The 26,660-nt window shown below is 46.3% G+C and carries 22 protein-coding genes and 3 tRNA genes; 14 read left to right on the forward strand and 11 right to left on the reverse strand.

Features of this window, described 5'->3' with window-relative positions:
• Window positions 1–10: 10 nt before the first annotated feature.
• On the forward strand, window positions 11–2,761 hold the full coding sequence (locus BQ7480_RS14645; protein ID WP_072543453.1) for a TonB-dependent receptor: 2,751 nt from the start codon (window positions 11–13) through the stop codon (window positions 2,759–2,761).
• Window positions 2,762–2,781: 20 nt separating this feature from the next.
• On the forward strand, window positions 2,782–3,765 hold the full coding sequence (locus BQ7480_RS14650; protein WP_072543454.1) for a DUF5689 domain-containing protein: 984 nt from the start codon (window positions 2,782–2,784) through the stop codon (window positions 3,763–3,765).
• A gap of 98 nt (window positions 3,766–3,863) precedes the next feature.
• Here BQ7480_RS14650 and BQ7480_RS14655 read toward each other — a convergent pair whose 3' ends face one another.
• Entirely contained in the window at window positions 3,864–4,676 is an 813-nt protein-coding gene (locus tag BQ7480_RS14655; protein ID WP_083581839.1) for an MBL fold metallo-hydrolase, read from the reverse strand.
• A gap of 391 nt (window positions 4,677–5,067) precedes the next feature.
• On the opposite strand from BQ7480_RS14655, the gene BQ7480_RS14660 reads away from it, so the two are divergent.
• The 4 genes from BQ7480_RS14660 (at window position 5,068) to xylE (ending at window position 10,231) form a co-directional block, all read left to right on the forward strand.
• Complete coding sequence (locus tag BQ7480_RS14660) at window positions 5,068–5,796, forward strand: NUDIX hydrolase (protein ID WP_072543455.1); 729 nt, start codon at window positions 5,068–5,070, stop codon at window positions 5,794–5,796.
• A gap of 19 nt (window positions 5,797–5,815) precedes the next feature.
• Window positions 5,816–7,303 (forward strand): xylulokinase, encoded by a 1,488-nt coding sequence (locus BQ7480_RS14665; RefSeq protein WP_072543456.1) that lies wholly within the window; start codon window positions 5,816–5,818, stop codon window positions 7,301–7,303.
• 30 nt (window positions 7,304–7,333) lie between these two features.
• Window positions 7,334–8,650, forward strand: a complete 1,317-nt coding sequence (gene xylA, locus BQ7480_RS14670) for a xylose isomerase (protein ID WP_072543457.1) — start codon at window positions 7,334–7,336, stop codon at window positions 8,648–8,650.
• A 99-nt stretch (window positions 8,651–8,749) separates the two neighbouring features.
• Window positions 8,750–10,231, forward strand: coding sequence for a D-xylose transporter XylE (xylE, locus tag BQ7480_RS14675; RefSeq protein ID WP_072543458.1), 1,482 nt, complete (start codon window positions 8,750–8,752; stop codon window positions 10,229–10,231).
• A 56-nt stretch (window positions 10,232–10,287) separates the two neighbouring features.
• Here xylE and BQ7480_RS14680 read toward each other — a convergent pair.
• Both BQ7480_RS14680 and BQ7480_RS14685 read right to left on the reverse strand, forming a co-directional pair.
• A tRNA-Met gene (locus BQ7480_RS14680) sits at window positions 10,288–10,361 on the reverse strand.
• A 57-nt stretch (window positions 10,362–10,418) separates the two neighbouring features.
• Window positions 10,419–10,492, reverse strand: a tRNA-Met gene (locus BQ7480_RS14685).
• 319 nt (window positions 10,493–10,811) lie between these two features.
• Between BQ7480_RS14685 and BQ7480_RS14690 the strand changes: the two genes are divergently transcribed.
• The 5 genes from BQ7480_RS14690 to BQ7480_RS14710 all read left to right on the forward strand — a co-directional run bounded on the left by BQ7480_RS14690 (window position 10,812) and on the right by BQ7480_RS14710 (window position 16,383).
• A complete protein-coding gene (locus tag BQ7480_RS14690; RefSeq protein ID WP_072544071.1) occupies window positions 10,812–11,195 on the forward strand; it encodes an START-like domain-containing protein in 384 nt (127 codons plus the stop codon).
• Between the two features lie 77 nt (window positions 11,196–11,272).
• Entirely contained in the window at window positions 11,273–13,165 is a 1,893-nt protein-coding gene (locus BQ7480_RS14695) for an LptF/LptG family permease (protein WP_072543459.1), read from the forward strand.
• Window positions 13,166–13,179: 14 nt separating this feature from the next.
• Entirely contained in the window at window positions 13,180–14,394 is a 1,215-nt protein-coding gene (locus BQ7480_RS14700; RefSeq protein WP_072543460.1) for a bifunctional 3,4-dihydroxy-2-butanone-4-phosphate synthase/GTP cyclohydrolase II, read from the forward strand.
• Between the two features lie 9 nt (window positions 14,395–14,403).
• On the forward strand, window positions 14,404–15,105 hold the full coding sequence (locus tag BQ7480_RS14705; protein WP_072543461.1) for a Bax inhibitor-1/YccA family protein: 702 nt from the start codon (window positions 14,404–14,406) through the stop codon (window positions 15,103–15,105).
• An 84-nt stretch (window positions 15,106–15,189) separates the two neighbouring features.
• Window positions 15,190–16,383: a pyridoxal phosphate-dependent aminotransferase gene (locus BQ7480_RS14710; protein WP_072543462.1), complete on the forward strand. Its 1,194-nt coding sequence runs from the start codon at window positions 15,190–15,192 to the stop codon at window positions 16,381–16,383.
• A 251-nt stretch (window positions 16,384–16,634) separates the two neighbouring features.
• Here the strand turns inward: BQ7480_RS14710 and BQ7480_RS14715 are convergent, their stop codons facing one another.
• The 4 genes from BQ7480_RS14715 to BQ7480_RS14730 all read right to left on the reverse strand — a co-directional run bounded on the left by BQ7480_RS14715 (window position 16,635) and on the right by BQ7480_RS14730 (window position 21,540).
• On the reverse strand, window positions 16,635–16,802 hold the full coding sequence (locus tag BQ7480_RS14715; RefSeq protein ID WP_007557742.1) for a DUF362 domain-containing protein: 168 nt from the start codon (window positions 16,800–16,802) through the stop codon (window positions 16,635–16,637).
• A gap of 121 nt (window positions 16,803–16,923) precedes the next feature.
• Complete coding sequence (locus BQ7480_RS14720) at window positions 16,924–19,890, reverse strand: serine hydrolase domain-containing protein (protein WP_072544072.1); 2,967 nt, start codon at window positions 19,888–19,890, stop codon at window positions 16,924–16,926.
• Between the two features lie 16 nt (window positions 19,891–19,906).
• Window positions 19,907–20,749 (reverse strand): bifunctional metallophosphatase/5'-nucleotidase, encoded by an 843-nt coding sequence (locus BQ7480_RS14725; protein ID WP_072543463.1) that lies wholly within the window; start codon window positions 20,747–20,749, stop codon window positions 19,907–19,909.
• 17 nt (window positions 20,750–20,766) lie between these two features.
• On the reverse strand, window positions 20,767–21,540 hold the full coding sequence (locus BQ7480_RS14730) for a 5'-nucleotidase C-terminal domain-containing protein (RefSeq protein WP_394332636.1): 774 nt from the start codon (window positions 21,538–21,540) through the stop codon (window positions 20,767–20,769).
• 226 nt (window positions 21,541–21,766) lie between these two features.
• On the opposite strand from BQ7480_RS14730, the gene rplS reads away from it, so the two are divergent.
• Entirely contained in the window at window positions 21,767–22,120 is a 354-nt protein-coding gene (gene rplS, locus BQ7480_RS14735; RefSeq protein ID WP_022352866.1) for a 50S ribosomal protein L19, read from the forward strand.
• A 68-nt stretch (window positions 22,121–22,188) separates the two neighbouring features.
• Here rplS and BQ7480_RS14740 read toward each other — a convergent pair whose 3' ends face one another.
• The 4 genes from BQ7480_RS14740 to BQ7480_RS14760 form a co-directional block, all read right to left on the reverse strand.
• Entirely contained in the window at window positions 22,189–22,680 is a 492-nt protein-coding gene (locus tag BQ7480_RS14740; RefSeq protein ID WP_072543464.1) for an RNA polymerase sigma factor, read from the reverse strand.
• An 82-nt stretch (window positions 22,681–22,762) separates the two neighbouring features.
• Window positions 22,763–23,218, reverse strand: a complete 456-nt coding sequence (locus BQ7480_RS14745; protein ID WP_072543465.1) for a ferritin-like domain-containing protein — start codon at window positions 23,216–23,218, stop codon at window positions 22,763–22,765.
• Between the two features lie 797 nt (window positions 23,219–24,015).
• Window positions 24,016–24,091: transfer RNA gene (locus BQ7480_RS14755), tRNA-Lys, on the reverse strand.
• Window positions 24,092–24,221: 130 nt separating this feature from the next.
• Entirely contained in the window at window positions 24,222–24,821 is a 600-nt protein-coding gene (locus tag BQ7480_RS14760) for a thymidine kinase (RefSeq protein WP_072543467.1), read from the reverse strand.
• 189 nt (window positions 24,822–25,010) lie between these two features.
• Between BQ7480_RS14760 and rsmI the strand changes: the two genes are divergently transcribed.
• Window positions 25,011–25,685 carry a 16S rRNA (cytidine(1402)-2'-O)-methyltransferase gene (gene rsmI, locus BQ7480_RS14765; protein ID WP_072543468.1) on the forward strand — a complete coding sequence of 225 codons (675 nt, stop codon included), beginning with the start codon at window positions 25,011–25,013 and terminating at the stop codon, window positions 25,683–25,685.
• A gap of 24 nt (window positions 25,686–25,709) precedes the next feature.
• Window positions 25,710–26,564: a Cbp1 family collagen-binding glycoprotein adhesin gene (locus tag BQ7480_RS14770; protein WP_022352915.1), complete on the forward strand. Its 855-nt coding sequence runs from the start codon at window positions 25,710–25,712 to the stop codon at window positions 26,562–26,564.
• Window positions 26,565–26,660: the final 96 nt, after the last annotated feature.

The raw sequence follows: 26,660 nt of genomic DNA on the forward strand, positions 1-26,660 counted from the left end.
TCTTTATCTTATGAAATTAAAAACATTATTGATACTACTGATATCGATGTGGACACTAAACGGTATCGCACAAATCGGCGGAGGCATCAAAGGACGTGTCATATCGCGCACAAGCCGCATGGCCATCGATCACGTACACATCCTGCTGACTCCTGGCGACCGAACAGCCACAACGGATGAACAAGGTGAGTTTTTATTTGAAGAGGTCGGCCCCGGAGAATATGAACTGCATTTTGAAACAGCCGAATTTGAAGAACTGACTCTCCCGGTAAGAGTAGGCAAAAACATGCGTGAACTAAAAGTGATCATGGTTCCGGCAAACAGGTCGCAGACGATGGACGACGCCATTTTTGCCGAATTCGACACGGAGACCATGGGAGATGCACCATCTTTGCCCACCTCACTTTCCGCCTCAAAGGATGTATTCAACAACATCGCATCCTATCAGTTCAGTGAAATGAGATTCAATGTCAGAGGATATGATTCCCAATTCTCGGATGTCTATATGAACGGCATCCAATTGAACGACGCCATGACCGGCTATACCCCCTGGTCGCTCTGGAGTGGCCTTAATGATGCCACCCGGAACCAGGAGGTTACCACGGGACTGCAGATGGGAGAAATGGGGATTGGCGGCATTGCCGGTGTGACCAATATCAACACCCGCCCGTCACAAATGCGGAAAGGTTTCAGAGCCAGCCTGGTCAATACCAACTCGATGTACCGGTTCAGAGGGATGCTGACTTATGCATCGGGCGCACAGGACAACGGATGGTCGTATGCTTTCTCCGTCTCCACGCGACAAGGAAACAATGCCTATGTGAATGGAGTATTTTACAATGCCTTCGGTTATTTTGCAACCGTTGAGAAACAGTTCAACTCCCGTCACCGACTGGGGCTGACCCTTCTTGGAGCCCCCACGGAAAGAGGAGCGCAACAGGCATCTACCCAAGAGGCTTACGATTTGGTGGGAAATAATTACTATAACCCCAACTGGGGATGGCAAAGCGGCAAACGACGTAACGCAAGAGTCCGCAATTACCATGAACCGCTTGCCTTGCTGAACTATACTTTCGACATTTCCGAGCGGACCCAGCTCAATGTAGCCACGTCATTGCGATTCGGGAAAAATGGTTACTCTGCACTTACATGGTACAGCGGGCCTGACCCACGCCCTGATTACTACCGGTATTTGCCGAGCTATTACCAAGGCACTACTACCGGTGCATGGCTGGAAGAGGCATGGCTGTCCAATACAGACAATATCCGCCATATCAATTGGGATAATCTGTACATGATTAACCGCAACCAGCCTGCCAACACCAATTATGGAGAAGGACACCGTTCCATCAACATGATAGAGGAGCGCCATACAGACCAGACGGACTGGAATTTCTACACACAATTCTCACACCTGTTCAAGAACAATACCCAACTGAACGGAGGAATCAACATCCGTCGGAACCGGACTGAATATTACAGCCAAGTGAAAAACCTGCTGGGAGGAGACTATTGGGTGGATATTGATAAATTTGCAGAAAGAGACTTGGGCATAGACATCGTTTCGTACCAGAACAACATGGATTATTACGAAAAATATGGCAAAGCACCCATTGTCCGCGAAGGAGACAAATATAGCTATGACTATTACGGCAATGTGTTCCATACCCGCGGATGGCTGCAATATGACTTTCATCTTCTCCACAATCTGCAAGTGAAACTTGGTGGAGAAATAGGCTATGCCTCTTTGTGGCGACACGGTATCTGGAAAAAGGGATTGTTCCTGAACAATTCGCAAGGAGATTCCCAAAAGCTGGATTATCTTACGTACAAGGCCAAAGCCAACCTCAGGTATATACTGTCATCGGCTCATAACTTTGAAGCGAATGTCGTATACATGCAGGATGCACCCTCCTTCCAGTCGGCATTCGTATCTCCCCGCACCCGTAATGACATTACGCCCGGGGTAACCACGGAAAAGATTTTCGGGGTAGACGCATCTTACAATCTGCGTATCGGTGACTTCAAGGCTCGTCTCTCTGGCTATTACACCACGTTCAAGGACCAGACCAAGGTGATTTCCTACTATGATGATGTGGAAGCTACCTTCTCCAACTTTGCAATGAGCGGCATCCGCAAACAGCATTTCGGACTGGAAGTGGCTGCGTCCATTCCTTTGTATCAGGGACTGGCACTGAAAGGCGCATTCAGCTGGGGACAATATATCTATTCCAATAACCCCAACTATGTACAGATTCAAGATAACAGTGCAGCCATTATCAACCAGGGAAAAGTGTACTGGAAGAATAAACGGGTGGAAAGTACCCCACAGACAGCTGCCAACATCGGTCTGTCTTATCGCAGCAAAAGCAACTGGTTCCTGTCGTTAGACATGAATTACTACAACCACATGTACTTATCCATGAGTCCGCTTTATCGCACAGACGCTGTGCTGACCAAACCGATGCTTGAAAACCCGGAAATGCTCCGCGCCATCCGGGGACAAGAGAAATTTGATGCAGCCTATGTCATGAATGCCAGTATCGGTAAAAACTGGTATATCCATCGTGCCTATACGCTTGGCTTCAGCCTGAGTGTGGATAATCTGCTCAACAACCAAGGCATCAAAACCGGAGGTTACGAGCAAATCCGACTGCTGAAAAACAAAGAAGCCAGCACACTCACTTATCAGCCTTTCGACGCCAAATATTTCTATATGATGGGTACGAACTATTATTTGAATGTGTATTTCCGTTTCTAACTCTCCCAAAAGATACTATCATGAAGAATAAACTATTGATTCTTGGAATAATGCTGGCTATGACCCTCGGTACCACCAGCTGCTACAACGACTTTGATGAACCCGCTTTGGCCAAAGTCTGGAATGATTCCGACTTTACGACAAAAGGGGGTGAGATTATTACCATAAAATCTCTTAAAGAAATGTGTGCCGGCGTAGGACTTGCCCAATATAAAGAGATTACCGAAGACTACATCATAAAAGGAAAAGTGATATCCAGCGACCAGGCAGGAAACGTATATAAATCGGTATATATAGACGATGGAAGTGCCGCCATCGAATTAAAGCTGATGGTGAGCAATTATGTGTATTATCCGATGGGACAAACCCTCTACGTAAAATTGAAGGGACTTGCCATCGGGAACTACAGGTATATGCTCAGCGTGGGAGGTGTGCCAAGCGAGAAAGACATTGCCAAGAATTATGCCAATAGAAATCTCGAAACGCAGATAGAACGGGATGCCCATATTTTTATGGGACCCGCCGGGCAGCTTACAGAGGAAAATCTGCCCGTTGTCACCTCCGAAAATTACAAAACCGAATTGACGGATGAGTGCCTGGGCCGTCTTGTCCGGTTCGAAGGACTGACCTACAAAGAAGGTACGTTTGACGGAGACAGATATCCGCAATACTTGGAAACCGTGAATCTCAACAATGCCACGGAAGCCACTTACACAAACAAATATTTTAAAGATGAAGGACTAACCCCTACCTTTGCCTATAATTATCAGAACCAAAGATATTACGGTTCCTCCTTGTTCACGTATAATGCCACTGACGAAACCGACAAAAAGGGGAACTTGATTGTACGAGTAAGCGGATATGCAAATTTCGCCCTTGATGCACTTCCTCAAAATGGAGCGAAAGGAACAATCACGGCAATTTACACAAAATATTCTGCCAAGTCTGGAGGATATATAAAGTATCAGCTGCTGGTCAACAAACGTACAGATATCGAATTCTAGCCCTAAAATCGAACAACCGTCTGCCCTTCACGGGTACGACGGTTGTTTTTTGTCTTCAGAAAGCGTTTCTGTTACCGCATAATCACCACTTCACCATCCTACAGCAGAATCTCTTCCAAATCATCCGGTACATAGACTTTTCCACCGAACTGTGAGGCGGCTTCTGCCGTATAACGCATCTTTCTCGTAGCCAGTGTCTTGTCTTCCGTGTGATACAGCAACAGATTTTTTACACCAAGCTGGGCAGCCAGCCGTCCGGCATCAAGCGCCGTGCTATGATGCTTTTCGTAGGGCTTGAAACGTTCCCGGTCTTCATACAAGCAGAAAGCCTCACATAACAACCAGTCGGCTCCTTCCACATAATGGCGGTTGCATTCATTGTAAGGCTCATCGCCCAGGCAGACCAGCGACTGTCCGTCGGGCAGCGTAGTCCGGAAACCAAACTGTTTTTCCTTAGTAGAAGCAATGTCAAAACATTCCATCTCCAAGCCGATGGCTTGAAAACATCCTCCAGTCTCTACTTCGCACAACAGAATATCCTCTCCCAAACGGGCAACAATCTTTTTCGGTAAAGTCATCCGGCAAATCCAGTCGAGCACCTTCACCACCTTTTCATGCCCATACACACGCAACTTGCCCTCGTATTCTCCTTTTTGAATGGCCTGTGCCACCACACGAATCATCCAAATTACTCCCAGAATATGGTCAGTATGCGCATGAGTCACAAAAATCTCATGAATCCTGTTCAAAGGTATATGGGCTTTCTGAAGCTGCTGCAGGATACCGTTGCCTCCTCCCGCATCCACCAGAAAAAATTTTTCACCTCGACAAAGTGCGAAGCACGTATTGTAACAATTCACTACGGCAGCATTGCCCGTGCCCAACATGATTAATTTCATTGAATTCTCCATAATTATTTCCTCTAAAAAACCGATGCAAAGGTACATTTTTTCTCTTTTAGATTTTTAACATATAAAGAAAATTACCATTATCCCCCACTATCTACCCAACAGCAGCCCTATAAAATCCCTAAGATGTAAAATACAATAAGTGAACAATACTCATCACTTCATCCGCACGACTTAAATCCTTGAATATTAGCCACTTCAATTCTACCATGACTTTAAAAAAATCCAAAAGGAAAATCACCCCGAATACATATTGTACGAGATACAAAAACAGCAAATTATGATATTGTATGAAAGAAGATATTTATTTCATTGAACAATAAGCTTTTATAATTAAATTTCTCCTATTGCACAATTCAATTAAAAAGACGTTCTTTGCAGAGTAGACAGAAAAATGCTTATGGAATACACAAGACAATTAGCCAACAATCACATCTCGGTCGACTGCGTAGTAATCGGATTTGATGGAGAAAAACTGAAAGTATTACTCGTCAAACGTATGGGAGAAGAAAGTGGGGAAATTTTTCACGATATGAAGCTTCCGGGAAGCCTCATCTATATGGATGAAGACTTGGACGATGCAGCCAAACGGGTCCTTCATGACTTGACAGGCCTTAAAAACGTCAATCTGATGCAGTTTAAGTCCTTTGGTTCAAAGGATCGTACCAAAAACCCCAAAGACATACACTGGCTGGAGAGGGCAGAAAAGGCCAAAGTGGAACGGATTGTTACAATTGCCTACCTCGCCCTTGTCAAAATAGACAAGACACTCAATAAGAATCTGGATGAATACAAGGCCGAATGGGTTGCCCTCGAAGAGATAAAGGATTTGGCTTTCGACCACAACTTGATTATCGCCGAGGCCATGCGGTTTATCCGTCAGCATATTGAATTTAATCCGTCGTGTATTTTCGAACTGCTTCCACGCAAGTTCACGGCCTTACAACTCCGCATGCTCTATGAGGTAGTATATGGAAAACAACTTGATGTACGCAATTTTCACAAAAAGATTTCCATGATGGAATACATTGTACCCTTGGAAGAATACGAGCAAGGCGTTTCCCATCGTGCTGCACGTTACTACCGCTTCGACCGGAAAATCTACAACAAAACAAGAAGATAATTAAAAACAATATAAAAATATGTATTTATTAGGTTATGACATAGGAAGCTCGTCAGTCAAGGCGAGTCTGGTCAATGTAGAGACCGGAAAGTGCGCAGCATCCGCCTTTTTCCCGAAGACAGAAGCTGCCATCATTGCAATAAAACAAGGGTGGGCCGAACAAGACCCGCAAAACTGGTGGGAAAACCTGAAACTGGCTACCCAAGCCGTATTGGCAAATTCAGGAGCCAAAGCAGAAGAAATCAAAGCCATTGGTATTTCATATCAAATGCACGGGCTGGTATGCGTAGACAAGAATCAGCAGGTACTCCGTCCCTCCATTATATGGTGTGATTCCAGAGCCGTACCCTACGGGCAAAAGGCCTTTCAGGAGTTAGGAGAAGCACAGTGCCTTTCCCATCTGCTCAACTCACCGGGTAATTTCACAGCTTCCAAACTGGCATGGGTAAAAGAAAATGAACCGGACATCTATGCCAAAATTTATAAAGTGATGCTTCCGGGCGACTACATCGCCATGCGCCTGACCGGAGAAATCTGTACCACTGTATCCGGATTGTCCGAAGGAATGTTTTGGGATTTCAAGGAAAACAAAGTGGCCGACTTCCTGCTGAATTATTACGGTCTTGACGCTTCCCTTTTGGCCGATGTCCGCCCCACCTTCTCCGAACAGGGGAAACTGACTGAAAAGGTAGCGGCCGAATTGGGATTGAAAGCAGGTACTCCAGTAACCTACCGCGCCGGTGACCAGCCCAACAACGCACTCTCATTGAACGTATTCAATCCAGGCGAGATTGCTTCTACCGCCGGTACATCCGGAGTAGTATATGGCGTGAACGGCAGTGTGAACTATGACCCACAGTCACGTGTCAATACCTTTGCACATGTCAATCATACCGCTTCACAAACCCGTTTGGGCGTCCTGCTCTGCATCAACGGCACAGGTATCCTGAATTCCTGGATGAAGCGTACACTCGCTTCCGACCTAAATTATGCAGAAATGAACGAAGTGGCAGCCCAAGCTCCAATCGGTGCGGACGGCATCAGTATTCTCCCGTTTGGTAATGGCGCGGAGCGTATGTTGCAAAATCAGGAAACAGGCTGTTCCATCCAAGGTATCAACTTCAATCTTCACAACCGCAGTCATCTGTTGCGTGCCGCACAGGAAGGAATTGTATTTTCTTTCCGCTATGGCATCGACATCATGAAAGGCATGGGGATGGAAGTCAAGAAAATCCATGCCGGACACGCCAACATGTTCCTGAGTCCGCTTTTCCGTGACACTCTGGCCGGAGTAACCGGAGCGACAATTGAACTGTATGACACCGACGGCTCTGTAGGCGCCGCAAAAGGAGCCGGAATGGGAGCCGGTATCTACCACGACCACGTAGAAGCGTTTGCCACACTCGACAAACTGGCTGTCATCGAGCCGAAAGCATCCGATGAGACCGCCTACGCCGACGCATACGCACGTTGGAAAGAATATCTCGAAAAATCTACAAGAAAATAAATTATTCATTAACTTCTAAAACAAAATATTATGGCAACAAAAGAGTACTTTCCGGGTATCGGAAAAATCAAATTCGAAGGTGTAGAAAGCAAAAACCCGATGGCTTTCCGTTATTACGACGCAAACAAAATCATCATGGGCAAGCCGATGAAAGAATGGTTGAAGTTTGCAATGGCTTGGTGGCATACATTGTGTGCTGAAGGCGGCGACCAGTTCGGCGGTGGAACCAAGACTTTCCCTTGGAAAGGAAATCCGGACAAAGTACAGGCTGCAAAAGACAAGGCAGATGCAGGCTTTGAGTTCATGCAGAAAATCGGTATTGAATACTACTGCTTCCACGATGTAGACTTGTGCGACGAAGCAGCAACCATCGAAGAATACGAAGCCAACCTGAAGGAAATCGTAGCCTATCTCAAGAAGAAACAAGAAGAAACAGGCATCAAACTGTTGTGGGGTACGGCCAACGTATTCGGCCATGCACGCTATATGAACGGTGCGGCTACCAATCCTGATTTCGATGTAGTGGCTCGTGCTGCTGTACAAATCAAGAATGCCATCGATGCAACCATCGAACTGGGTGGTACAAACTATGTATTCTGGGGTGGACGTGAAGGTTATATGTCACTGCTGAACACCGACCAGAAACGTGAAAAAGAACACTTGGCACAGATGCTGAAAATGGCTCGTGATTATGCCCGTGCAAAAGGCTTTAAAGGAACTTTCCTGATTGAACCAAAACCTATGGAACCGACCAAACACCAGTATGACGTAGATACAGAAACCGTAATCGGCTTCCTGAGAGCACACGGACTGGACAAAGACTTCAAAGTAAACATCGAAGTAAACCACGCCACACTGGCCGGCCATACCTTTGAACACGAACTGGCTGTCGCTGTCGACAACGGCATGCTGGGCTCTATCGATGCCAACCGCGGTGACTATCAGAACGGATGGGATACCGACCAGTTCCCTATCGACAATTATGAACTGATTCAGGCCATGATGCAGATTATCCGTGGCGGTGGTCTGGGCAACGGCGGTACCAACTTCGATGCCAAGACACGCCGTAACTCTACCGATCTGGAAGACATCTTTATCGCACACATCGCCGGAATGGATGCCATGGCACGTGCATTGGAAAATGCAGCCCGTCTGCTCGAAGAATCTCCTTACAAGAAGATGTTTGCCGACCGCTACGCTTCATTTGACAGCGGAAAAGGAAAAGACTTTGAAGAAGGCAAGCTGACTCTGGAAGATGTTGTAGCATACGCAAAGACCGCAGGCGAACCGAAACAGACCAGCGGAAAACAAGAATTGTACGAAGCTATTGTAAACATGTATTGCTAATGCGTTAAGAATGCAGCGCTCAGCCGGCATGCCCGTCGGTGAAGTTTATCTTCCCCGGCCGGGTATGCCGGTTTTTCTTTTCCTCTAAAACTTTTTATTATGGATTACACAAAAAAAGGAAGCAGAGTCTATCTGTTCTCCATCGTACTTGTCGCTGTCCTCGGGGGATTGCTGTTCGGTTATGATACAGCCGTCATTTCAGGTGCCGAAAAGGGTCTACAAGCTTTCTTCATGGGAGCAGATGATTTCATTTATACAGACAGCTGGCACGGAATCACCTCTTCAAGCGCTCTTTTAGGCTGTATCATCGGTAGTGCCCTTTCCGGATTCTTTGCTTCCCGTTTTGGGAGAAAGTTCTCTTTGTTGTTTGCAGGCATTATGTTTTTCCTCTCCGCTCTTGGGTCATACTATCCGGAATTTCTCTTCTTCCCATACGGAGACCCTTCCTATTCTCTTCTGCTGGCATTTAATTTTTACCGGGTAATTGGAGGCATAGGCGTAGGACTGGCTTCGGCCATCTGTCCGATGTATATTGCAGAAATCGCTCCGAGCAATATCCGAGGAACTTTAGTCTCCTGGAACCAGTTTGCCATCATTTTCGGACAGCTGGTAGTGTATTTTGTCAACTTCCTCATCTTGGGTGATCACCTGAATCCTGTCGTGGAAATCGTGGACGGGGTGAACCGCATCATGAATCCGGAAGAAGCAGCCTGGACCATTGAAAGCGGATGGCGTCTGATGTTTGTCAGCGAAGCAGTACCTGCCGGACTGTTTACCCTTTTGGTACTGTTTGTCCCTGAAACGCCCCGTTATCTGGCCATGACCGGACGTGATGAAAAAGCCTTGTTCGTGTTGAGTCGAATCAACGGACTGACACAAGCCCAAACTATCCTAAGCGAAATCAAAGCCACAGCGAACGAAAAAACCGAAAAGCTGTTCACTTACGGCTGGATGGTTATCTTCATCGGCATCATGCTGAGTGTCTTCCAACAAGCCGTTGGTATCAATGCCGTACTCTATTTCGCCCCTCGTATCTTTGAAAGCATGGGCATGGGCAATCCGATGGTACAGACCGTATTCATGGGTATCGTCAACATCCTGTTTACTTTACTGGCCGTCTTCACAGTAGAAAAATGGGGACGCAAACCACTGCTGATTTACGGCTCTGCCGGTATGGCTATCGGCGCACTCGGAGTGGCTTTCAGCAATGCCGTTGCAGGACTCTCCCCCATGATACCAGTCATCAGCATCATGGTCTACAGTGCCTCGTTCATGTTCAGCTGGGGCCCCATCTGTTGGGTTCTCATTGCCGAAATTTTCCCCAACACCATTCGCGGGGCTGCCGTAGCCATCGCCGTAGCCTTCCAATGGATATTCAACTTCATTGTTTCCTCTACCTTCCTGCCTATGTATAACATGAGCGCCGGAGATATGGGGGATAAGTTCGGCCACATGTTCGTGTATGGACTCTACGGAGTAATCTGTATCCTTGCAGCCCTCTTTGTATGGCAGCTGGTCCCGGAAACCAAGGGCAAAACACTGGAAGACATGACACGTTTATGGAAAGAAAGGAAGAAATGACCCCTTGCATACCTACAAAAAAAGACATTCAGATAATTTCTGAATGTCTTTTTTTGTAGCGGGACCCGGGATTGAACCGGGGACCTCATGATTATGAATCATGCGCTCTAACCAGCTGAGCTATCCCGCCATTCCATTAAAAAAACCGCCAGGCGTGGAAGCCACCCAACGGCTAAATCATTCTTCGTAGCGGGACCCGGGATTGAACCGGGGACCTCATGATTATGAATCATGCGCTCTAACCAGCTGAGCTATCCCGCCATCATTTCGTGATTGCGGGTGCAAAGATAGAGTAACTTTTCGAATTGCGCAAATTTATCTCCTCTTTTTTACTGTTTTTTCTACAGAAGCGTATATAATTCCTGCTTTTAAATGCACCTAACTCACTGTAAACAAAAACATTCTATCCCATCTGGAGAGAATCACCCTGTATCACCTTTATTCTCTCCCGATTTTTATCTGAGGTCTCCCCCACGGAAAAAGTTCTAAAAAAATTTCTTCAATCACTATGGAGTGAACAAAAAAATACTTTAATTTGCCGCCGTTGCTGAAAAATACAAATAAAAACACCAAAAACGTCATGAAAAGGAAAACACAAATTGAATATCCACTGAACCCTTCTTCAAGTGTCATTATATGGAATGCCATCAGTACCACGGCAGGCCTGCAACGCTGGTTTGCCGACCAAGTAACCAAAGAAGGGAAAACCTATACTTTTCAATGGGGAAAAACAGAAACACGGCAAGCCATCGTAGTCAACAGCCGACCGGAATTCTTTATCCGTTTCCACTGGCTGGACGATGAAGAAGCCAAGAGTTATTTCGAAATGAAAATCCACTATAACGAACTGACCACCGACCACACATTAGAAATTACAGACTTTGCCGAACCAGGAGAAGAAGAAGATGTACGTAATCTATGGGATTCCCAAATAGAGACCTTAAAAAGAGTTTTCGGAGTATAAATCTATAAAATATACAAAACTTTATTTTGCTGTCCGTTTTTTGTGCTACTTTTGCATGCTGATAATATGATACAGGAATGCTACGCATAAAAAAACTTGATATATTCGTTTTAAAGAGTTTTCTACTACTCTTTTCGGGAACATTCTTTATCTGCCTTTTCATTTTCATGATGCAGTTTTTATGGAGATATGTCGACGAACTGGTAGGGAAAGGTCTGGAGATGAGCGTGCTTGCCCAGTTTTTCTTCTTGTCGGCACTGACTCTGATTCCTCTGTCTCTTCCGCTGGCCATCCTGCTGGCTGCCCTAATGACATTCGGTAACTTTGGAGAGCGTTATGAGCTACTGTCCATGAAAGCGGCAGGTATCCCTTTGCTCCGCATTATCCGCCCGGTCGTCCTTTTCTGCGTGTTTCTGGGTGTTATATCGTTTTTTTTTCAAAACGTAATCGGACCGAAAGCGCAGAAAGAGCTGTGGACTTTATTGGTATCCATGAAACAGAAATCCCCGGAAGTCGATATTCCGGAAGGAGTATTCTACAGTGACATTGAAGGATACAACATCTATGTGAAGAAAAAAGACCGGGATACAGGTATCCTGCAAGATGTGTTAATCTACAATTTTTCAGAAGGATTTGAAAATGCCCATATCATTTGGGCCGCAGAAGGGAAACTGGAACTGACCGCCGACAAAAAACATTTGTATCTGCATTTGTACAACGGAGAACAGTTCGAAAACCTGAAGTCCCAGTCCGTCATTTCACGCAATGTCCCCTACCGTCGGGAAACCTTCAAAGAGAAACATACCCTGATAGCCTTCGACACCAACTTTGAGATGGTCGATGGCAACTTCCTGAACCAACGTTCGGACATCAAGAACATGCGGGAGATTTCACTGGCTATCGACTCACTGAACATGTATGCCGACAGTGTGGGGCACGCCATGTATTCGGATGCCATGAAAACCGTTTACCGGAAGCCTGTACTTTCACAAACGGATTCCACTAAAATAGAAAAAGAACATCTGACCTTCATCAATACCGACAGCATCCTGAACGGAATGACATCGGCACAGCGATTGAAAGCCATCAACAGCACCGAAATGCGCCTTTCTTCCCTCATCTCGGAATGGAGCATGAAGAGCTATATGACAAGGGAGGCCGACGGGAACATCCGCCGGCACCAATCGGACTGGCACAAGAAAATCACTTTGTCACTGTCCTGTATCATCTTTTTCTTCATCGGAGCCCCGCTGGGTGCCATCATCCGAAAAGGAGGACTGGGTATGCCGGTGGTCATTTCCGTACTGATTTTCTTACTCTACTACATCATCGACTCCGGAGCTACCCGTGTGGCCAAAAGTGGAGAAATGAACATCATACTGGGAACATGGATGAGTACGATTATCCTGGCTCCACTGGGCGGATTCCTGACCTACAAATCCAATAAAGATTCTGTGGTATTCAACATGGATGTCTATGTAGCTTTCTTCCGGAAGATACTGGGCATCAGAGTATCGCGTCACATTTTCAAGAAAGAAGTCATCATCCATACCCCCGACTACAGCAGAATCTGTCAGGAGCTGGACAAGCTCTGCCTGGAATGTGAGACTTATGGCAATACCCACAAGCTGCTGGGACCACCGAACTACTATCAGGTGTTCACCAACAACAAGCACGATGATGCCATAAAGGAAATCAGCCAACAAATGGAAGGACTGATAGAAGAATTGTCCAATTCAAAAGACAGCGTATTGCTGAACTTATTGAACAATTATCCGTTCTTATCAATAAAGGCACACAAGAGCATATCGGACAACCGCTGGCTCAACCTGCTGATTGGCATCATTGTCCCGGCCGGGCTACTTATCTGGCTGAATATCTGGCGTTACCGGGTACGTCTGGACAAAGACTTGAAAACCATCGTCAAGACCAGCCGTGACATACAAGAAAGAATCAAGAAATCATTCTAAACTATCATATCATTATGGAGAAAATCAAACTGAATACAATTGAAGAGGCAATCGAAGATTTCCGCAAAGGAGAATTCGTCATCATCGTAGACGACGAAGACCGCGAAAATGAAGGCGACCTGGTGGTAGCTGCAGAACTGATTACCCCGGAAAAAGTAAATTTCATGCTGAAACATGCAAGAGGTGTACTTTGCGCCCCTATCACCATATCCCGCTGTGAGGAACTGGATTTACCACACCAAGTATCGAACAACACGTCGGTATTGGGCACACCGTTCACCGTAACCATCGACAAACTGGAAGGATGCACCACCGGCGTATCGGCTGCCGACCGTGCAGCCACCATCCGTGCGTTGGCCGACCCGACTTCCAAACCGGAAACCTTCGGACGTCCCGGACACGTGAACCCTCTGTATGCACAAGACAAAGGAGTACTCCGCCGTGCCGGACATACGGAAGCCTGTGTGGATATGGCCCGTCTGGCTGGACTCTATCCTGCCGCAGCCCTGATGGAAGTGATGAACGAAGACGGCACAATGGCCCGTCTGCCGGAATTGAAGAAGATGGCCGACGAATACGGCTTCAAACTGATTTCCATTGCCGACCTCATCGCTTACCGCCTCAAACAGGAATCATTGGTAGAAAGAGGAGTGGAAGTAGACATGCCGACCGAATACGGCCACTTCCGTCTGATTCCTTTCCGCCAGAAAAGCAACGGACTGGAACATGTGGCCTTGATTAAAGGTACTTTCTCTGAAAACGAGCCGATACTGGTACGTGTACACTCATCTTGCGCTACCGGCGACATCTTCGGCTCCATGCGCTGCGACTGCGGAGAACAGTTGCACAAGGCCATGCAGCAAATCGAGAAAGAAGGAAAGGGAGCCATCATTTACCTGAACCAAGAAGGACGCGGCATCGGCCTCATGGAAAAAATGAAAGCCTACAAGCTGCAGGAAGAAGGCATGGATACGGTAGACGCCAACCTTTGCCTGGGACATCAGGCCGACGAACGTGACTACGGAGTAGGCGCACAGATTCTTCGCGAAATCGGCATCCACAAGATGCGTCTGCTCACCAACAACCCGGTCAAGCGTGTGGGACTGGAAGCTTACGGACTGGAAATCGTAGAAAACGTACCTATCGAGGTGACTCCCAACAAATACAACGAGCGCTACCTGCGTACCAAAAAAGACAGAATGGGACATACCTTACATTTTAATAAATAATCAAGACGTATGGAAACAAACAATCTAGTAAAAAGTTATGCCAGCAAGGCTGCGCAAACCGCTTTGTTCCGCAGTGTATATCTTTGGATGACGCTGGCACTGGTCATTACGGGCTTTGTAGCCATGTACGTGGCCAAATCGTACACCCTCATTGAGGCCATGATGCAGAACTCCATCTTGTTCTGGGGCTTACTGATTGCCGAAGTAGCCCTGGTGATGTATCTTTCTGCCCGCATACATAAAATCAGCTTCACCACGGCCACCCTTCTGTTCATCGCCTATTCGGTACTGAACGGGGTCACAATGTCCGTGCTCTTCCTGATTTATACCCTCAGTTCCATTGCCACTACCTTCTTTGTGACAGCCGGAACATTCGGAGTAACGGCTTTATACGGCTATATCACCAAGAAAGACCTTACCCGTATCGGCAGTCTTTGCCTGATGGGAGTAATCGGACTGATTATCGCCTCACTGGTGAACATGTTCCTTCACAACACGATGATGGACATGATTATTTCCTACATCGGCGTGCTGCTCTTTGTGGGACTTACAGCCTACGATTCGCAAAAAATCAGGCAACTCCTGTCGCACGACGACATTGAGGTCAACGAGACCACACAGAAGATAGCCCTGCTGGGAGCCTTGACCCTGTATCTCGACTTCATCAACTTGTTCATTTATCTCCTCCGGATACTTGGAGACAGAAAATAAACCTTTTTCGAAGCTAATTTCTTTTATATATGGAAGAAATTAGCTTCTTTTGCAAAGAATTTCCAACTTTAATAACACAATAACATGAACCAACTTTCAGATCGTTTGAACAGCCTGTCGCCTTCGGCTACACTGGCTATGTCACAGAAAAGTAGTGAACTTAAAGCTCAGGGGGTTGACGTCATCAACCTGAGTGTGGGAGAACCGGATTTCAACACTCCTGACCACATCAAAGAAGCTGCCAAAAAGGCCATTGACGAAAACTACTCTCGTTATTCACCTGTTGCCGGCTATCCGGCACTACGCAACGCCATCGTGGCAAAACTGAAAAATGAAAACGGTCTGGAATACACCGCCGCTCAAATCAGCTGTGCAAACGGTGCCAAGCAGTCTGTCTGCAACACCATCCTGGCACTGATCAACAAAGGTGACGAAGTGATTGTTCCGGCTCCTTTCTGGGTAAGCTATCCGGAAATGGTGAAACTGGCAGAAGGTACTCCGGTCATCGTTCGTGCAGGCATCGAACAAGACTTCAAGATTACCCCGGCTCAGTTGGAAGCTGCCATCACTCCCAAGACCCGTGCCCTGATTCTTTGCTCTCCGTCTAACCCGACAGGTTCTGTCTATTCAAAGGAAGAACTGCAGGGACTGGCAGAAGTCATTGCCAAGCACGAACGTGTCATCGTCATCGCCGATGAAATCTACGAACATATCAACTACATCGGCAAGCACCAAAGCATCGCTCAGTTTGCTGACATCAAAGACCGTGTAGTCATTGTCAACGGTGTATCAAAGGCATACGCTATGACGGGATGGCGTATCGGTTTCATCGCCGGTCCGGAATGGATTGTGAAAGGTGTGAACAAACTGCAGGGACAGTACACTTCTGGACCTTGTTCCGTATCACAGAAAGCGGCTGAAGCTGCTTACATGGGCACACAGGCTCCGGTAGAAGAAATGCGCAAAGCATTCGAACGCCGCCGCGACCTGATTGTGAAACTGGCAAAAGAAATCCCTGGATTTGAAGTGAACGTACCACAAGGAGCCTTCTACCTGTTCCCGAAATGCGACTCTTTCTTCGGAAAGAAAGACGGCGACCGCGTTATCAACAACGCAGATGATTTGGCTATGTACCTGCTGGAAGTAGGCCACGTGGCTTGCGTAGGCGGTACTTCCTTCGGAGCACCTGAGTGCATCCGTATGAGTTACGCCACTTCCGACGAAAACATCGTGGAATCTATGCGCCGCATCAAGGAAACTTTGGCTCGATTGAAATAACAAGCTGAAAAACAAAATCTTACAAAACAGCTTCGGGATATTCCCGAGGCTGTTTTTTTATGCCCTGAAAACGCACTTGCGTTTGGAACAAAACGTCCTTACGTTTTCATTGAAACGCACTTGCGTTTCCAATCAAACGCAAAGGCGTTTTCCACGAGCCAAAACCAGCCCGTTTTTCTCTCTGAAAACAGCAAAAAAATAAGGGAACCCCGAAAAGGATTCCCTTATTGTGTGTCATACAGACGACTCGATTATCCCAAGTGAATTGCTTCAGAAGGACAAACGTCAGCACAAGTTCCACATTCTGTGCAAGCGTCCGGATTGATTGAATATTTATCACCTTCTGAGATTGCTCCAACCGGGCATTCATCGATACAAGTACCGCAAGCGATACAATCGTCACTAATTACGTAAGCCATTGTTGTAAAAAAGTTAAGTTATTATTAGTCCAAAATTGATAGTGCAAAGTTAATCTTTTTCCTATCAGTTGCCACATCCACTTTACATTTTCTAGCCAATTTATATTCTGTCTAAATAGAATCAGCGCATTATCGACTGATACATTACCTGTTGCACCCGGGTCCGGATGTTGTATTTCACCAAGTTATTCGGCCCCAAGGCAGAAGGATACGTCCGGTTGCTCAGGAATACAAATACCAGCTCGTTGTCTGGGTCCACCCACACACAGGTACCGGTATATCCGGTATGACCAAACACCGAAGCAGGTGCTTCAGGCGTACACGGACTGTTTTCCGGACGTTCCACATCGGGCTTATCGAAGCCCAGTCCCCGGCGGCTGCTGCGCGACTTCAAGGTAGTAAAGAGTTCGCACGTCGCACGGCTCAGATACCTCCGGTCGCCACAAATACCTTTGTCTAGCCACATCTGTGCAATCCGGGCCACATCGTGGGCCGTAGAAAACAGACCAGCATTTCCCGAAACGCCTCCCATAAAGGCGGCCGCCTCATCCTGCACAAACCCTTGTAAAGGGCCGCCGCGCAACAAATCTTTTTCTACAGAAGGCACCAGCTGCTCCTTCTTGAATTTATGCAAAGGCTGGAAAGTCGTATGTCTCAAGCCCATCGGACTGTAAAATACGCTGTCCAGGTACACATCCATCGGTGTACCTGTTATTTTCTCCACCATCTCCTTCAGGAGCATGAAATTCAGACAACTGTAACGGTATGATTTCCCTTTCAACGGAGCCTCCACAATCTGCTTCACCACTTCCCGGCAAAATTCCTTGTTCAGGAACAAGCTGTCGGCCACTTGAAGCGGATAATCTGCCGACGGAATACGCGACACCCACTCCGGTTTATACCGGAAATCCTCGCACGCATAAACATTCTCCGCCAGTTTCAGGGTATGGTTCTTATCGGGTTTCTTACGGAACAGTTCCCCCTTGCACGACTTCATGTCGATGGCCTCTTCATAGAAAGGCAGATAAGCCGGAAGCCCTGACTCATGGAAAAGCAAATCCTGAATGGTGAGACGCGACTTGTCCGTTTTTTTCAATACGGGCAAATAATCCGATACCCGGTCGGTCAGGCCGAATTTACCTTCGTCGTAAAGTTTCATGACTGCCAGCAGCGTAGCCGTCACCTTGGTCAGCGAGGCTAAATCGTAGAGACTGTTTTCCTTCACCGGAGTCATTCCCTCATAGGTATAATTTCCAAAACACCTGTTGTACACCGGAAGTCCCTCCCGCAAAATCATGACATGACAACCCGGATAAGCCCCGAGTCTGATTCCTTCTTCCGCGATACTGTCGATACGGGCCAGTATGGAGGCATCCATCCCCACCTCTTCCGGGGCATATTTACGAGGAGCATCCGGATCAACCGTGATTCCGTCGCCCGCCTTGAACAGCCCGGCCAACGGAATGGACAACCGCCCGTCGGCATACGCATTGCCTAAAAACAAATCGGCCACCTGACGCTGCACACCGTCCGCGTCTGTATGGGCCAAAATGACGGTGGAAGAATGGCGGACCACTTCCGGAATCTTCTCCAGCATCTTCATGTCGCCGAAACAAACCAAAGCCAGCGGTTTGTCTGCCGCCAGATTTTCCAGCAAAGGCGCATAAGGTTCGATTTCCGCAGTGTGCAAAGCCACCAGCACACGCTGTGCCGGACGCAGACGAGTTCCGATTGCCTCCAGCGAATCTACATTCGCATGCAGCCAGCTGACCGGAAATTCCTCACGCAACTGATGATAAAAAGGATATGCCTCCGACAAGGAAGAAGACACACTCAGCAATACCGTCCCCGACACAGACAAATCGAGCGGAAGAAGGCCCAAAGAGTCCTTCAACACCGTCACTGCCGCCTTTGACAGGTTTTGCTGAAGCGCCAGCGACTCCGGGGTATTGATTTTCGCTTCAAGTCCCTCCACTGGTATCTCCTGCCAGGAAGAAAGCCCCAAAGCGTACTTGAACATCAGTACCTTCCGGCACTTCCGGTCAATCTCTTCCTCCGACAAACGTCCTTTTTTAATGGCCGTCATGACCCCGTCAATCTCTTTCTTCAGGTTGCGGGGAGCCAGCAGCACATCGTTGCCGGCAATCAGCGCCTTTGCGCAAACATCTTCATGTCCTGCAATACCTTTCATTTCCAAAGCATCCGTCACCACAAGTCCTTGGAAGCGCAACTCGTCTATCAGCGTACGCATAATCACTCCTTGCGAGATGGAAGCCGGCTTGTCGCCCAAAGTAGGGGCGTGCAAATGGCCTACCATCACACCACCCACACCGGCTTCAATGGCCTTCTTGAAAGGATACAATTCCACGCTGTCCAAACGCAAACGGTCAAAATTCAGCTCCGGAAGTGCCTTATGAGAATCGATTTCCGTATCGCCATGTCCCGGGAAATGCTTGCACACCGCCAGCACTCCCCCAGCCTCCAGTCCGGTGGCATAAGCCACCACCTTGTCGGCCACCCGTTTCGCCTCACTGCCGAACGAACGGAAATTAATTACCGGATTATTGGGATTGTTGTCCACATCTGCCACGGGAGCAAAGTTCACCTGCACTCCTATCAAGCGGCACTGACGAGCCACCTCCTTTCCATAGGCATAAATCAGTGAATCATTCTGCACACAACCCAATACCCGGTTGTAAGGAAACGAGGGCGTATTTTTCAAGCGCATACCCAGTCCCCATTCCCCGTCGAAGGTAATCATCAACGGCACCGAGGCACACGACTGGGCAAAATTGGTCAGCTGCACCTGCTTGCCGGCTTCTCCACCGGTAAACAACAGGCCTCCGATGGCATAGTCTTCCACGGCCTTGCGCAACACATTCTTAGTATACTGGTTCGTCACCGGTTGGAGCGTATAGATAAACAATTGGCCCACCTTCTGCTTCAAGGTCATACGCCCCATTTGCTCGTCCACCCATTTCCGGCAGGCTCCCGTGTCTTGCATCTGTTTTAAAAGAGCAGGCTCCTGTGCCCAAATGCCGTTCACCACCAGGCAGCACAGCACCCAGCTCCACCAATTTCTTTTTATCATTCTAGCTTTTGTTTTAATTTTTCTGCATCTTGACCTTCATCTTTCCGACAAAGGCAGCACTTTTCCCCATCTGCTGCAAAGGAACTTCCACTCCATCCAGATTCTTATAAAATTCCGGACCTTCAAAGAAGGAATGCGAATGTCCTCCCAGCACGATATCAATATGACGGGTATTTTCAATGAGTTCCACATCCGAGTAAGGTTCCCCTTTCCAACCCAGATGCGACAGGCAAATCACTAAATCACAATGTTCCTGATTCTTCAACAAATCGGCTACACGCTGCCCTTCCGACACAGGGTCTTCAAACTTCACATTGCCATAATTGGCATGTGCCACCAGTCCGTCGAGTTCCGGACTCAACCCGAACACCCCGATGCGGATACCTTCCCGTTCCAGAATGGTGTATTCTTTCACCAAGCCTTCCAACACCGTCCCAGTCACGTCATAATTGGCGCACACGATGGGGAACTGTGCCATCTTGAACAGACGGGCCATGTTATCCAGTCCGAAATCAAACTCATGGTTTCCGATGGTACCGGCATCGTAGCCCATCTCGTTCATCATCTTGATTTCCACTTCTCCTTTAAACAGATTGTAATACGGACTGCCCTGAGAAAAATCTCCCGAATCAAACAGTAACATGTCCTTGTGCTCCCGACGCTGCTCCTTGACAAAGGTGGCCCGACGCAGCATACCGGCTTTTCCCGCCAATAACGAATCGGGGAAATAAGAGGCGTATGGTTCTATACGACTGTGCATGTCGTTTGTGTGGAATATATACAATTCTTTTACCGACTGAGCTGCCAACACACCTGCCAACAGGCACATCAGCCACAAACAATATATCTTTTTCATATCTTTCGTTTTCTAGTTCAATTGGACGCACTCACTTTTATTCTCCCTTCTACCTGTGCAGAGACAAACTGTCCTTTCTGCTCGCACTGTTTTACCGCATCGAGCAACAATCCCCGCAGCAACGCATCTTTCGGGAATGTCTTCGACTGCGCTTTCCGGAAAGCCATCATCCGGTCATTGCCTTCGGCCAGATAATCGATGGTAGCTACCGTGTAGACTTTCTTTTCCTCTACCGGACGCCCATTGACTTTTGCATCCTGCAGATTTCCCTCTTCATCAATCTGCAAGGCAGCCCCACTAAGCCCCTCACCGTGCACGGAAGCAATCTCCGCAAAAAGTTCCTTCAAAGTAGCACCGTCCATCGTCAATACGCACAAGGCATTCTCGAAAGGTGCAATCTCATAAATGGTACCATAGGTAATCTCCCCTTCCGGCATCGCATTCCGGATTCCTCCCATATTCATCACAGCCACATCAGCCGGCCTGCCAATGGCCCGCACGGCCGACTGACGAAGCACATCCGCAATCCAGTTTGACAAGGGTGACTCCGGACGATAGGCACTCAAGGCCTTTGCCGAATGACCGATAACCGGCTTCATGATACTGTCTACTTTCTGCTGATAAGGCTTCAATATATTTAATGCTTCAGGGTCGGTATTCCGGTCATATTTATCAGTTATGGCAATCCGTCCACCTTCAACACCCGCCAGCGAATAGCCTGAGCTACACCCGGCCAACAACCATCCGGCAAGAAAACCGACGGCCATACCTTTCACAAGTTTCATCTCCATACAATTCATAAAAATAAAATTTATTTGAAGTCAAAAGTAACTAAAAAAGAAACACAGACAAAAGCTATCTGAAAGCGTTCTCATTTTTTAATAAAATACCCGGGAAACATTTGGCAACATCATGAAAAAACGCTATCTTTGCCCCGCTTTCGCGCAATCGCTGTCAAAGAAGAGTTACTTGATATGTTGCGTTGTAACGATCAAACAATTTAATTTATTACAAAACATGGATTTAATTAAAATTGCAGAAGAAGCATTTGCTACTGGCAAACAGCATCCTTCATTCAAAGCTGGTGATACTATCACAGTAGCATACCGTATCGTTGAAGGTAGCAAGGAACGTGTACAGTTGTATCGCGGTGTTGTTATCAAAATTTCAGGTCACGGTGAAAAGAAACGTTTCACTGTCCGTAAAATGTCAGGTACAGTGGGTGTTGAACGTATCTTCCCATTGGAATCTCCGGCTATTGACAGCATCACTGTCAACAAAGTGGGTAAAGTTCGTCGCGCTAAATTGTACTACTTGCGTGCACTTACTGGTAAGAAAGCCAGAATTCAGGAAAAACGTGCCAACGCGTAATCCAAGTCTATCCCTGAAAAAAGACAAAATAAAAGAGCGTATCGGTTATCCCGATACGCTCTTTTATTTTATGACTCATCCAGCATCTCCTTCAACTTCTTCTTTCCATAAAAGATTCGGCTCTTCACCAACCCTATCGGAATACCGGTATGCTTGGCAATCTCCAGATACTTGAATCCCTTCAACCGCATCGAAACAACTATCCGCAGATTCGCCGGCAGCTCATCAATCACCTGACATACCTCCTTAAAGCTATATTCATCATCTGCAAACTCCATAGCCCGGACCATTTCTTCATTCACACTGCCATCGGACAAGCTCAGAAACAGGCTATATTTCTTCGACTTGCAGATATTGATGAAAATATTGTGCATAATAGTATATAACCAACCCTTAAAATTGACATTTTCATTATACCTCTCTCTATTCTCCAATGCTTTCAATAAGGTTTCCTGAATCAAATCTTCAGCATCCTCCCTTTGGGAAAACAACAAATACGCATAACTGCGGAGTTTTCCCTGCAAGGCTATCAGCTCCTCCTCAAAATCAAAACGTTCCATATCTGATCAAGACCTACTCTCCTATATAATATATGTATCATCCTCTCTTCAAATCTTACTAACTCAATTACGTGCTTCATTCTTATTCCAAAGGCAACATCCTCCTCCACTCTTTCGCAAGTATCCGCAGCAATTCAAAAAAGAAATCACTGACATTCACCTCATCTGCATACAAATCAAAGGCCAGACAGCGCAACGAGGAATCGTCCACCTCACGAGTCCAACTCAAAAAATCATCTACCTGACGATGGAAATATTGCTCATGAGAAAAGAATGCCTCCAGTGCGGCCATTGGTTCCTGCTTGTCTTGCGGAGTGAACACTTGCTCTTTCACGGATACCTCAAGCCCTCCAGCGAGCAAATACGCGGTTATCTTGCCAATTCGCGCAGCCTTCTTCTGCACCTGCATCCCTAACCAAGACGACAACATCGGCATGTTTTGTTCACTAAAATACAATTGAAAAGCCATATAAACCCCAAAGGACCATATTTCATTATTAAGCTGCTCATTGACAACTTCTTCTATTCTTTTATCCATAATTTTTCTTTTTGACTTGAATTCACAATTCGATGCGACAAAACCGCATTGCAAAAAGTAGGAAAATGACTTTTTATCACATTTACCACGAAAAATCAGACAGAACGTCTATCCGTTTTACCCCAATTCTTGAAATTTCTTTTCAAAACAGAAGGGTTTCACAAGACTTCCGACAGCACAAATCCTTTTCCATATACGACAAACCACTTTTTCGTCCTGAAATTTCATAACCGTTCATCGCTCACCACCTATGCCCAAAAGAAAAAATGGCACAAATTTTGTTTCAAAGATTTATGACGAGACAAAACAAAAAGAAATAATAGAAGAGAAAAATCTGATTACAGAAGGAATCGCGATCTACAACATGAAATGTTTTCATATACAATCCAATTGTCAGCTTACTTCCCCCAAAAGCCGTTATTATAATACTGAAGCGTGGGGAACTTTAGCATTACCTGTTCAGAAGTATCCCCATACTTGATAACCGAGTAATACATAAAGCCCCACGCCTATTATATAAATACATTTTCGATTCTGAACTGCAAATATAAATAGTCCGTGGAGCGTCTTTGTATTATCCATTGTTATCGTTACGAAATTGGGGATTTCCTGAACTTGTGGATAATGTCAAAACGCTTCTAATACTTTCTTTTCTCTCTTAGAGTAAAACAAATATACAAAATTTTTTAAATCACACAGAGAAACGGCGCTATTATTTTTTAGCTTTCACGCCAGAAAGCCAATTACAGAAACATTTAAAACAAAAAGAGAGGGTCACTTAATGTGACTCTCTCTTCTGGTGATCCGCTTGGGGCTCGAACCCAAGACCCCAACATTAAAAGTGTTGTGCTCTACCTGCTGAGCTAGCGAATCAATCCTTGTTTGCATCGGTTATTTCCCGATTGCGAGTGCAAAGGTAGAAGTTTTTATCATAACTACCAAATATTGTCCCTATATTTTTTCAATATTTTCTCACTCTATCACGCATACAACTGTTTTTCAGCTATTTATTATTCTGTTCCTGTTTCAGTGCTTTTTGATAGCAGCAGCGGCACAAAGGTTCATATTCCTCTTTTTCCCCCAACAGAACCCTTTTCTCGTTCGAAACGGTACGATGCGACACGTATGCCAGATTTCCACATTTCACACAAATGGCATGTACTTTCGTAACTTCATCAGCAATGGCGCACAATGCAGGTATCGGTCCAAAGGGAATGCCTTTAAAGTCCATATCCAATCCGGCGATAATCACCCGAATGCCTTGGTTAGCCAGCTCATTGCACACCTCCGGCAATCCGTCATCAAAAAACTGTGCTTCGTCAATCCCCACCACATCAATCTCCGAAGTAAACAAAAGAATACTTGCAGAAGTATCAATCGGAGTCGATTTGATACTATTATTGTCATGTGACACCACATCCTCCTCCGAATAACGGGTATCTATGGCCGGCTTGAAGATTTCCACCCGCTGATGGGCAAAAGTAGCCCGCCGCAAACGCCGAATCAACTCTTCCGTCTTCCCTGAAAACATGGAACCACATATCACTTCTATTCTTCCTCTCCGGCAAGTTTCTTCCCGGTGGTCTTCTGAAAATACTACCATATAGCTTCATTCTATAAAACAAGTACAAAATTACAACGATAGGTTGAAACTGCCGAAAAATCGAGGTTTTTTTATTAATAGTGTCGAAAAGGACATATAAAGAGAAAACTTCTGTTAAATGTTTGATGAATCGGGCGCGTGAAGACGAAAACTTTTTACCTTTGCTTTATCACATATTAAGAAAAGAAAATGGGTAAACTATATGTTGTACCTACTCCGGTAGGCAATATGGAGGACATGACTTTCCGTGCCATCCGCATCCTGAAAGAAGCGGATTTGATTCTGGCTGAAGATACACGTACATCGGGTATCCTGCTGAAGCATTATGAAATCAAGAATGCCATGCAGTCTCATCATAAGTTCAATGAGCACCAGACTGTGGAAAGCGTGGTCAACCGCATCAAAGGAGGGCAAACTGTAGCCCTGATTTCCGATGCAGGTACTCCGGGCATATCCGACCCCGGATTTCTGGTAGTGAGGGAATGCGTAAGAAACGGCATAGAAGTGCAATGTCTCCCTGGAGCCACCGCTTTTGTACCGGCACTGGTTTCTTCCGGTCTGCCGGACGAACGCTTTTGTTTCGAAGGTTTCCTTCCACAAAAAAAAGGCAGAATGACTCGTCTGAACGGTCTGAAAGAAGAAACACGCACAATGATTTTCTACGAATCACCCTATCGGCTGGTAAAAACCCTGACGCAATTTGCTGAGATTTTCGGTGCAGACCGTCCGGTATCCGTATGCCGTGAAATCTCCAAAATACATGAAGAAAGCGTACGGGGCACTTTACAGGAAGTTATTGCCCACTTCACAGAGACTGAACCAAGAGGAGAAATCGTCATCATACTTGGAGGAAAAGAAAACTAAATTATAATTCTAAATTAAAAAGTTATGAGAAAGGTTGTTTTATCTGCTTTATGTGCTGCCGCATTATTGACAGCATGTAACAATTCCGGCCAGGACAAAAGCACATTGCAAGCCCAGAATGATTCACTGATGCTTGAACTTTCCAACCGCGACACAGAGCTGGACGAAATCATGGGATCTTTTAATGAAATTCAGGAAGGATTCCGCGAAATCAATGAAGCTGAAAACCGTGTAGACTTGAAAGAAGGTACCCTCGAAAGCCAGTCGGCTGCCGACAAAATAAAAGAAGATATCCGCTTTATCAGCGAAAAACTGAAATCGAACCGTGAACAGATTGCCAAACTGGAAGCACAGCTGAAAAAAAGTAATTACCAGTCCGCACAACTGAAAAAAGCCATCAAAAACCTGACCGCAGAACTGGCTGCCAAACAACAGCAAATCGAAACATTGCAGGCAGAACTGGCTGCCAAGAACATCCGTATCGCCGAACTGGACGAAGCGGTCATGGACTTGAACAAAAACGTAGACGAGCTGAGTGCTGAAAACGAGGCCAAGACAAAGACAGTGGAAGCACAGGACCAAGCACTGAACACTGCCTGGTATGTATTCGGAACGAAATCTGAACTGAAAGACCAGAAAATCCTGAAAAAAGGGGATGTCTTGAAAGACAACGAATTCAACAAGGATTATTTCACACAAATTGATATCCGCAAGGAAAAAGAAATCAAGCTTTACTCCAAACGTGCCGAACTGCTGACCACCCATCCGCAAGGTTCTTACGAACTTGTGAAAGATGACAAAGGACAATTGACTTTGAAAATCAACAATCCGAATGAATTCTGGAGCGTATCACGCTATCTGGTAATTCAAGTGAGATAAATCAATATCATTTTACATAAGGTCCTCTTATTCCTGCATGGAATGAGAGGATTTTTACTTTATATCCGGCCCAATTTACTCCCAACATCTCACTTC

It is taken from the genome of Bacteroides mediterraneensis (genome assembly GCF_900128455.1).
Lineage (GTDB): Bacteria > Bacteroidota > Bacteroidia > Bacteroidales > Bacteroidaceae > Phocaeicola > Phocaeicola mediterraneensis.

Excerpts from the sequence above, each read along its gene's own strand:
- BQ7480_RS14645 (WP_072543453.1), top strand. The coding sequence starts at position 11 with ATGAAATTAAAAACATTATTGATACTACTGATATCGATGTGGACACTA.
- BQ7480_RS14650 (WP_072543454.1), top strand. The coding sequence starts at position 2,782 with ATGAAGAATAAACTATTGATTCTTGGAATAATGCTGGCTATGACCCTC.
- BQ7480_RS14655 (WP_083581839.1), bottom strand. The coding sequence starts at position 4,676 with ATGGAGAATTCAATGAAATTAATCATGTTGGGCACGGGCAATGCTGCC.
- BQ7480_RS14660 (WP_072543455.1), top strand. The coding sequence starts at position 5,068 with ATGCTTATGGAATACACAAGACAATTAGCCAACAATCACATCTCGGTC.
- BQ7480_RS14665 (WP_072543456.1), top strand. The coding sequence starts at position 5,816 with ATGTATTTATTAGGTTATGACATAGGAAGCTCGTCAGTCAAGGCGAGT.
- xylA (WP_072543457.1), top strand. The coding sequence starts at position 7,334 with ATGGCAACAAAAGAGTACTTTCCGGGTATCGGAAAAATCAAATTCGAA.
- xylE (WP_072543458.1), top strand. The coding sequence starts at position 8,750 with ATGGATTACACAAAAAAAGGAAGCAGAGTCTATCTGTTCTCCATCGTA.
- BQ7480_RS14690 (WP_072544071.1), top strand. The coding sequence starts at position 10,812 with ATGAAAAGGAAAACACAAATTGAATATCCACTGAACCCTTCTTCAAGT.
- BQ7480_RS14695 (WP_072543459.1), top strand. The coding sequence starts at position 11,273 with ATGCTACGCATAAAAAAACTTGATATATTCGTTTTAAAGAGTTTTCTA.
- BQ7480_RS14700 (WP_072543460.1), top strand. The coding sequence starts at position 13,180 with ATGGAGAAAATCAAACTGAATACAATTGAAGAGGCAATCGAAGATTTC.
- BQ7480_RS14705 (WP_072543461.1), top strand. The coding sequence starts at position 14,404 with ATGGAAACAAACAATCTAGTAAAAAGTTATGCCAGCAAGGCTGCGCAA.
- BQ7480_RS14710 (WP_072543462.1), top strand. The coding sequence starts at position 15,190 with ATGAACCAACTTTCAGATCGTTTGAACAGCCTGTCGCCTTCGGCTACA.
- BQ7480_RS14715 (WP_007557742.1), bottom strand. The coding sequence starts at position 16,802 with ATGGCTTACGTAATTAGTGACGATTGTATCGCTTGCGGTACTTGTATC.
- BQ7480_RS14725 (WP_072543463.1), bottom strand. The coding sequence starts at position 20,749 with ATGAAAAAGATATATTGTTTGTGGCTGATGTGCCTGTTGGCAGGTGTG.
- BQ7480_RS14730 (WP_394332636.1), bottom strand. The coding sequence starts at position 21,540 with ATGGAGATGAAACTTGTGAAAGGTATGGCCGTCGGTTTTCTTGCCGGA.
- rplS (WP_022352866.1), top strand. The coding sequence starts at position 21,767 with ATGGATTTAATTAAAATTGCAGAAGAAGCATTTGCTACTGGCAAACAG.
- BQ7480_RS14740 (WP_072543464.1), bottom strand. The coding sequence starts at position 22,680 with ATGGAACGTTTTGATTTTGAGGAGGAGCTGATAGCCTTGCAGGGAAAA.
- BQ7480_RS14745 (WP_072543465.1), bottom strand. The coding sequence starts at position 23,218 with ATGGATAAAAGAATAGAAGAAGTTGTCAATGAGCAGCTTAATAATGAA.
- BQ7480_RS14760 (WP_072543467.1), bottom strand. The coding sequence starts at position 24,821 with ATGGTAGTATTTTCAGAAGACCACCGGGAAGAAACTTGCCGGAGAGGA.
- rsmI (WP_072543468.1), top strand. The coding sequence starts at position 25,011 with ATGGGTAAACTATATGTTGTACCTACTCCGGTAGGCAATATGGAGGAC.
- BQ7480_RS14770 (WP_022352915.1), top strand. The coding sequence starts at position 25,710 with ATGAGAAAGGTTGTTTTATCTGCTTTATGTGCTGCCGCATTATTGACA.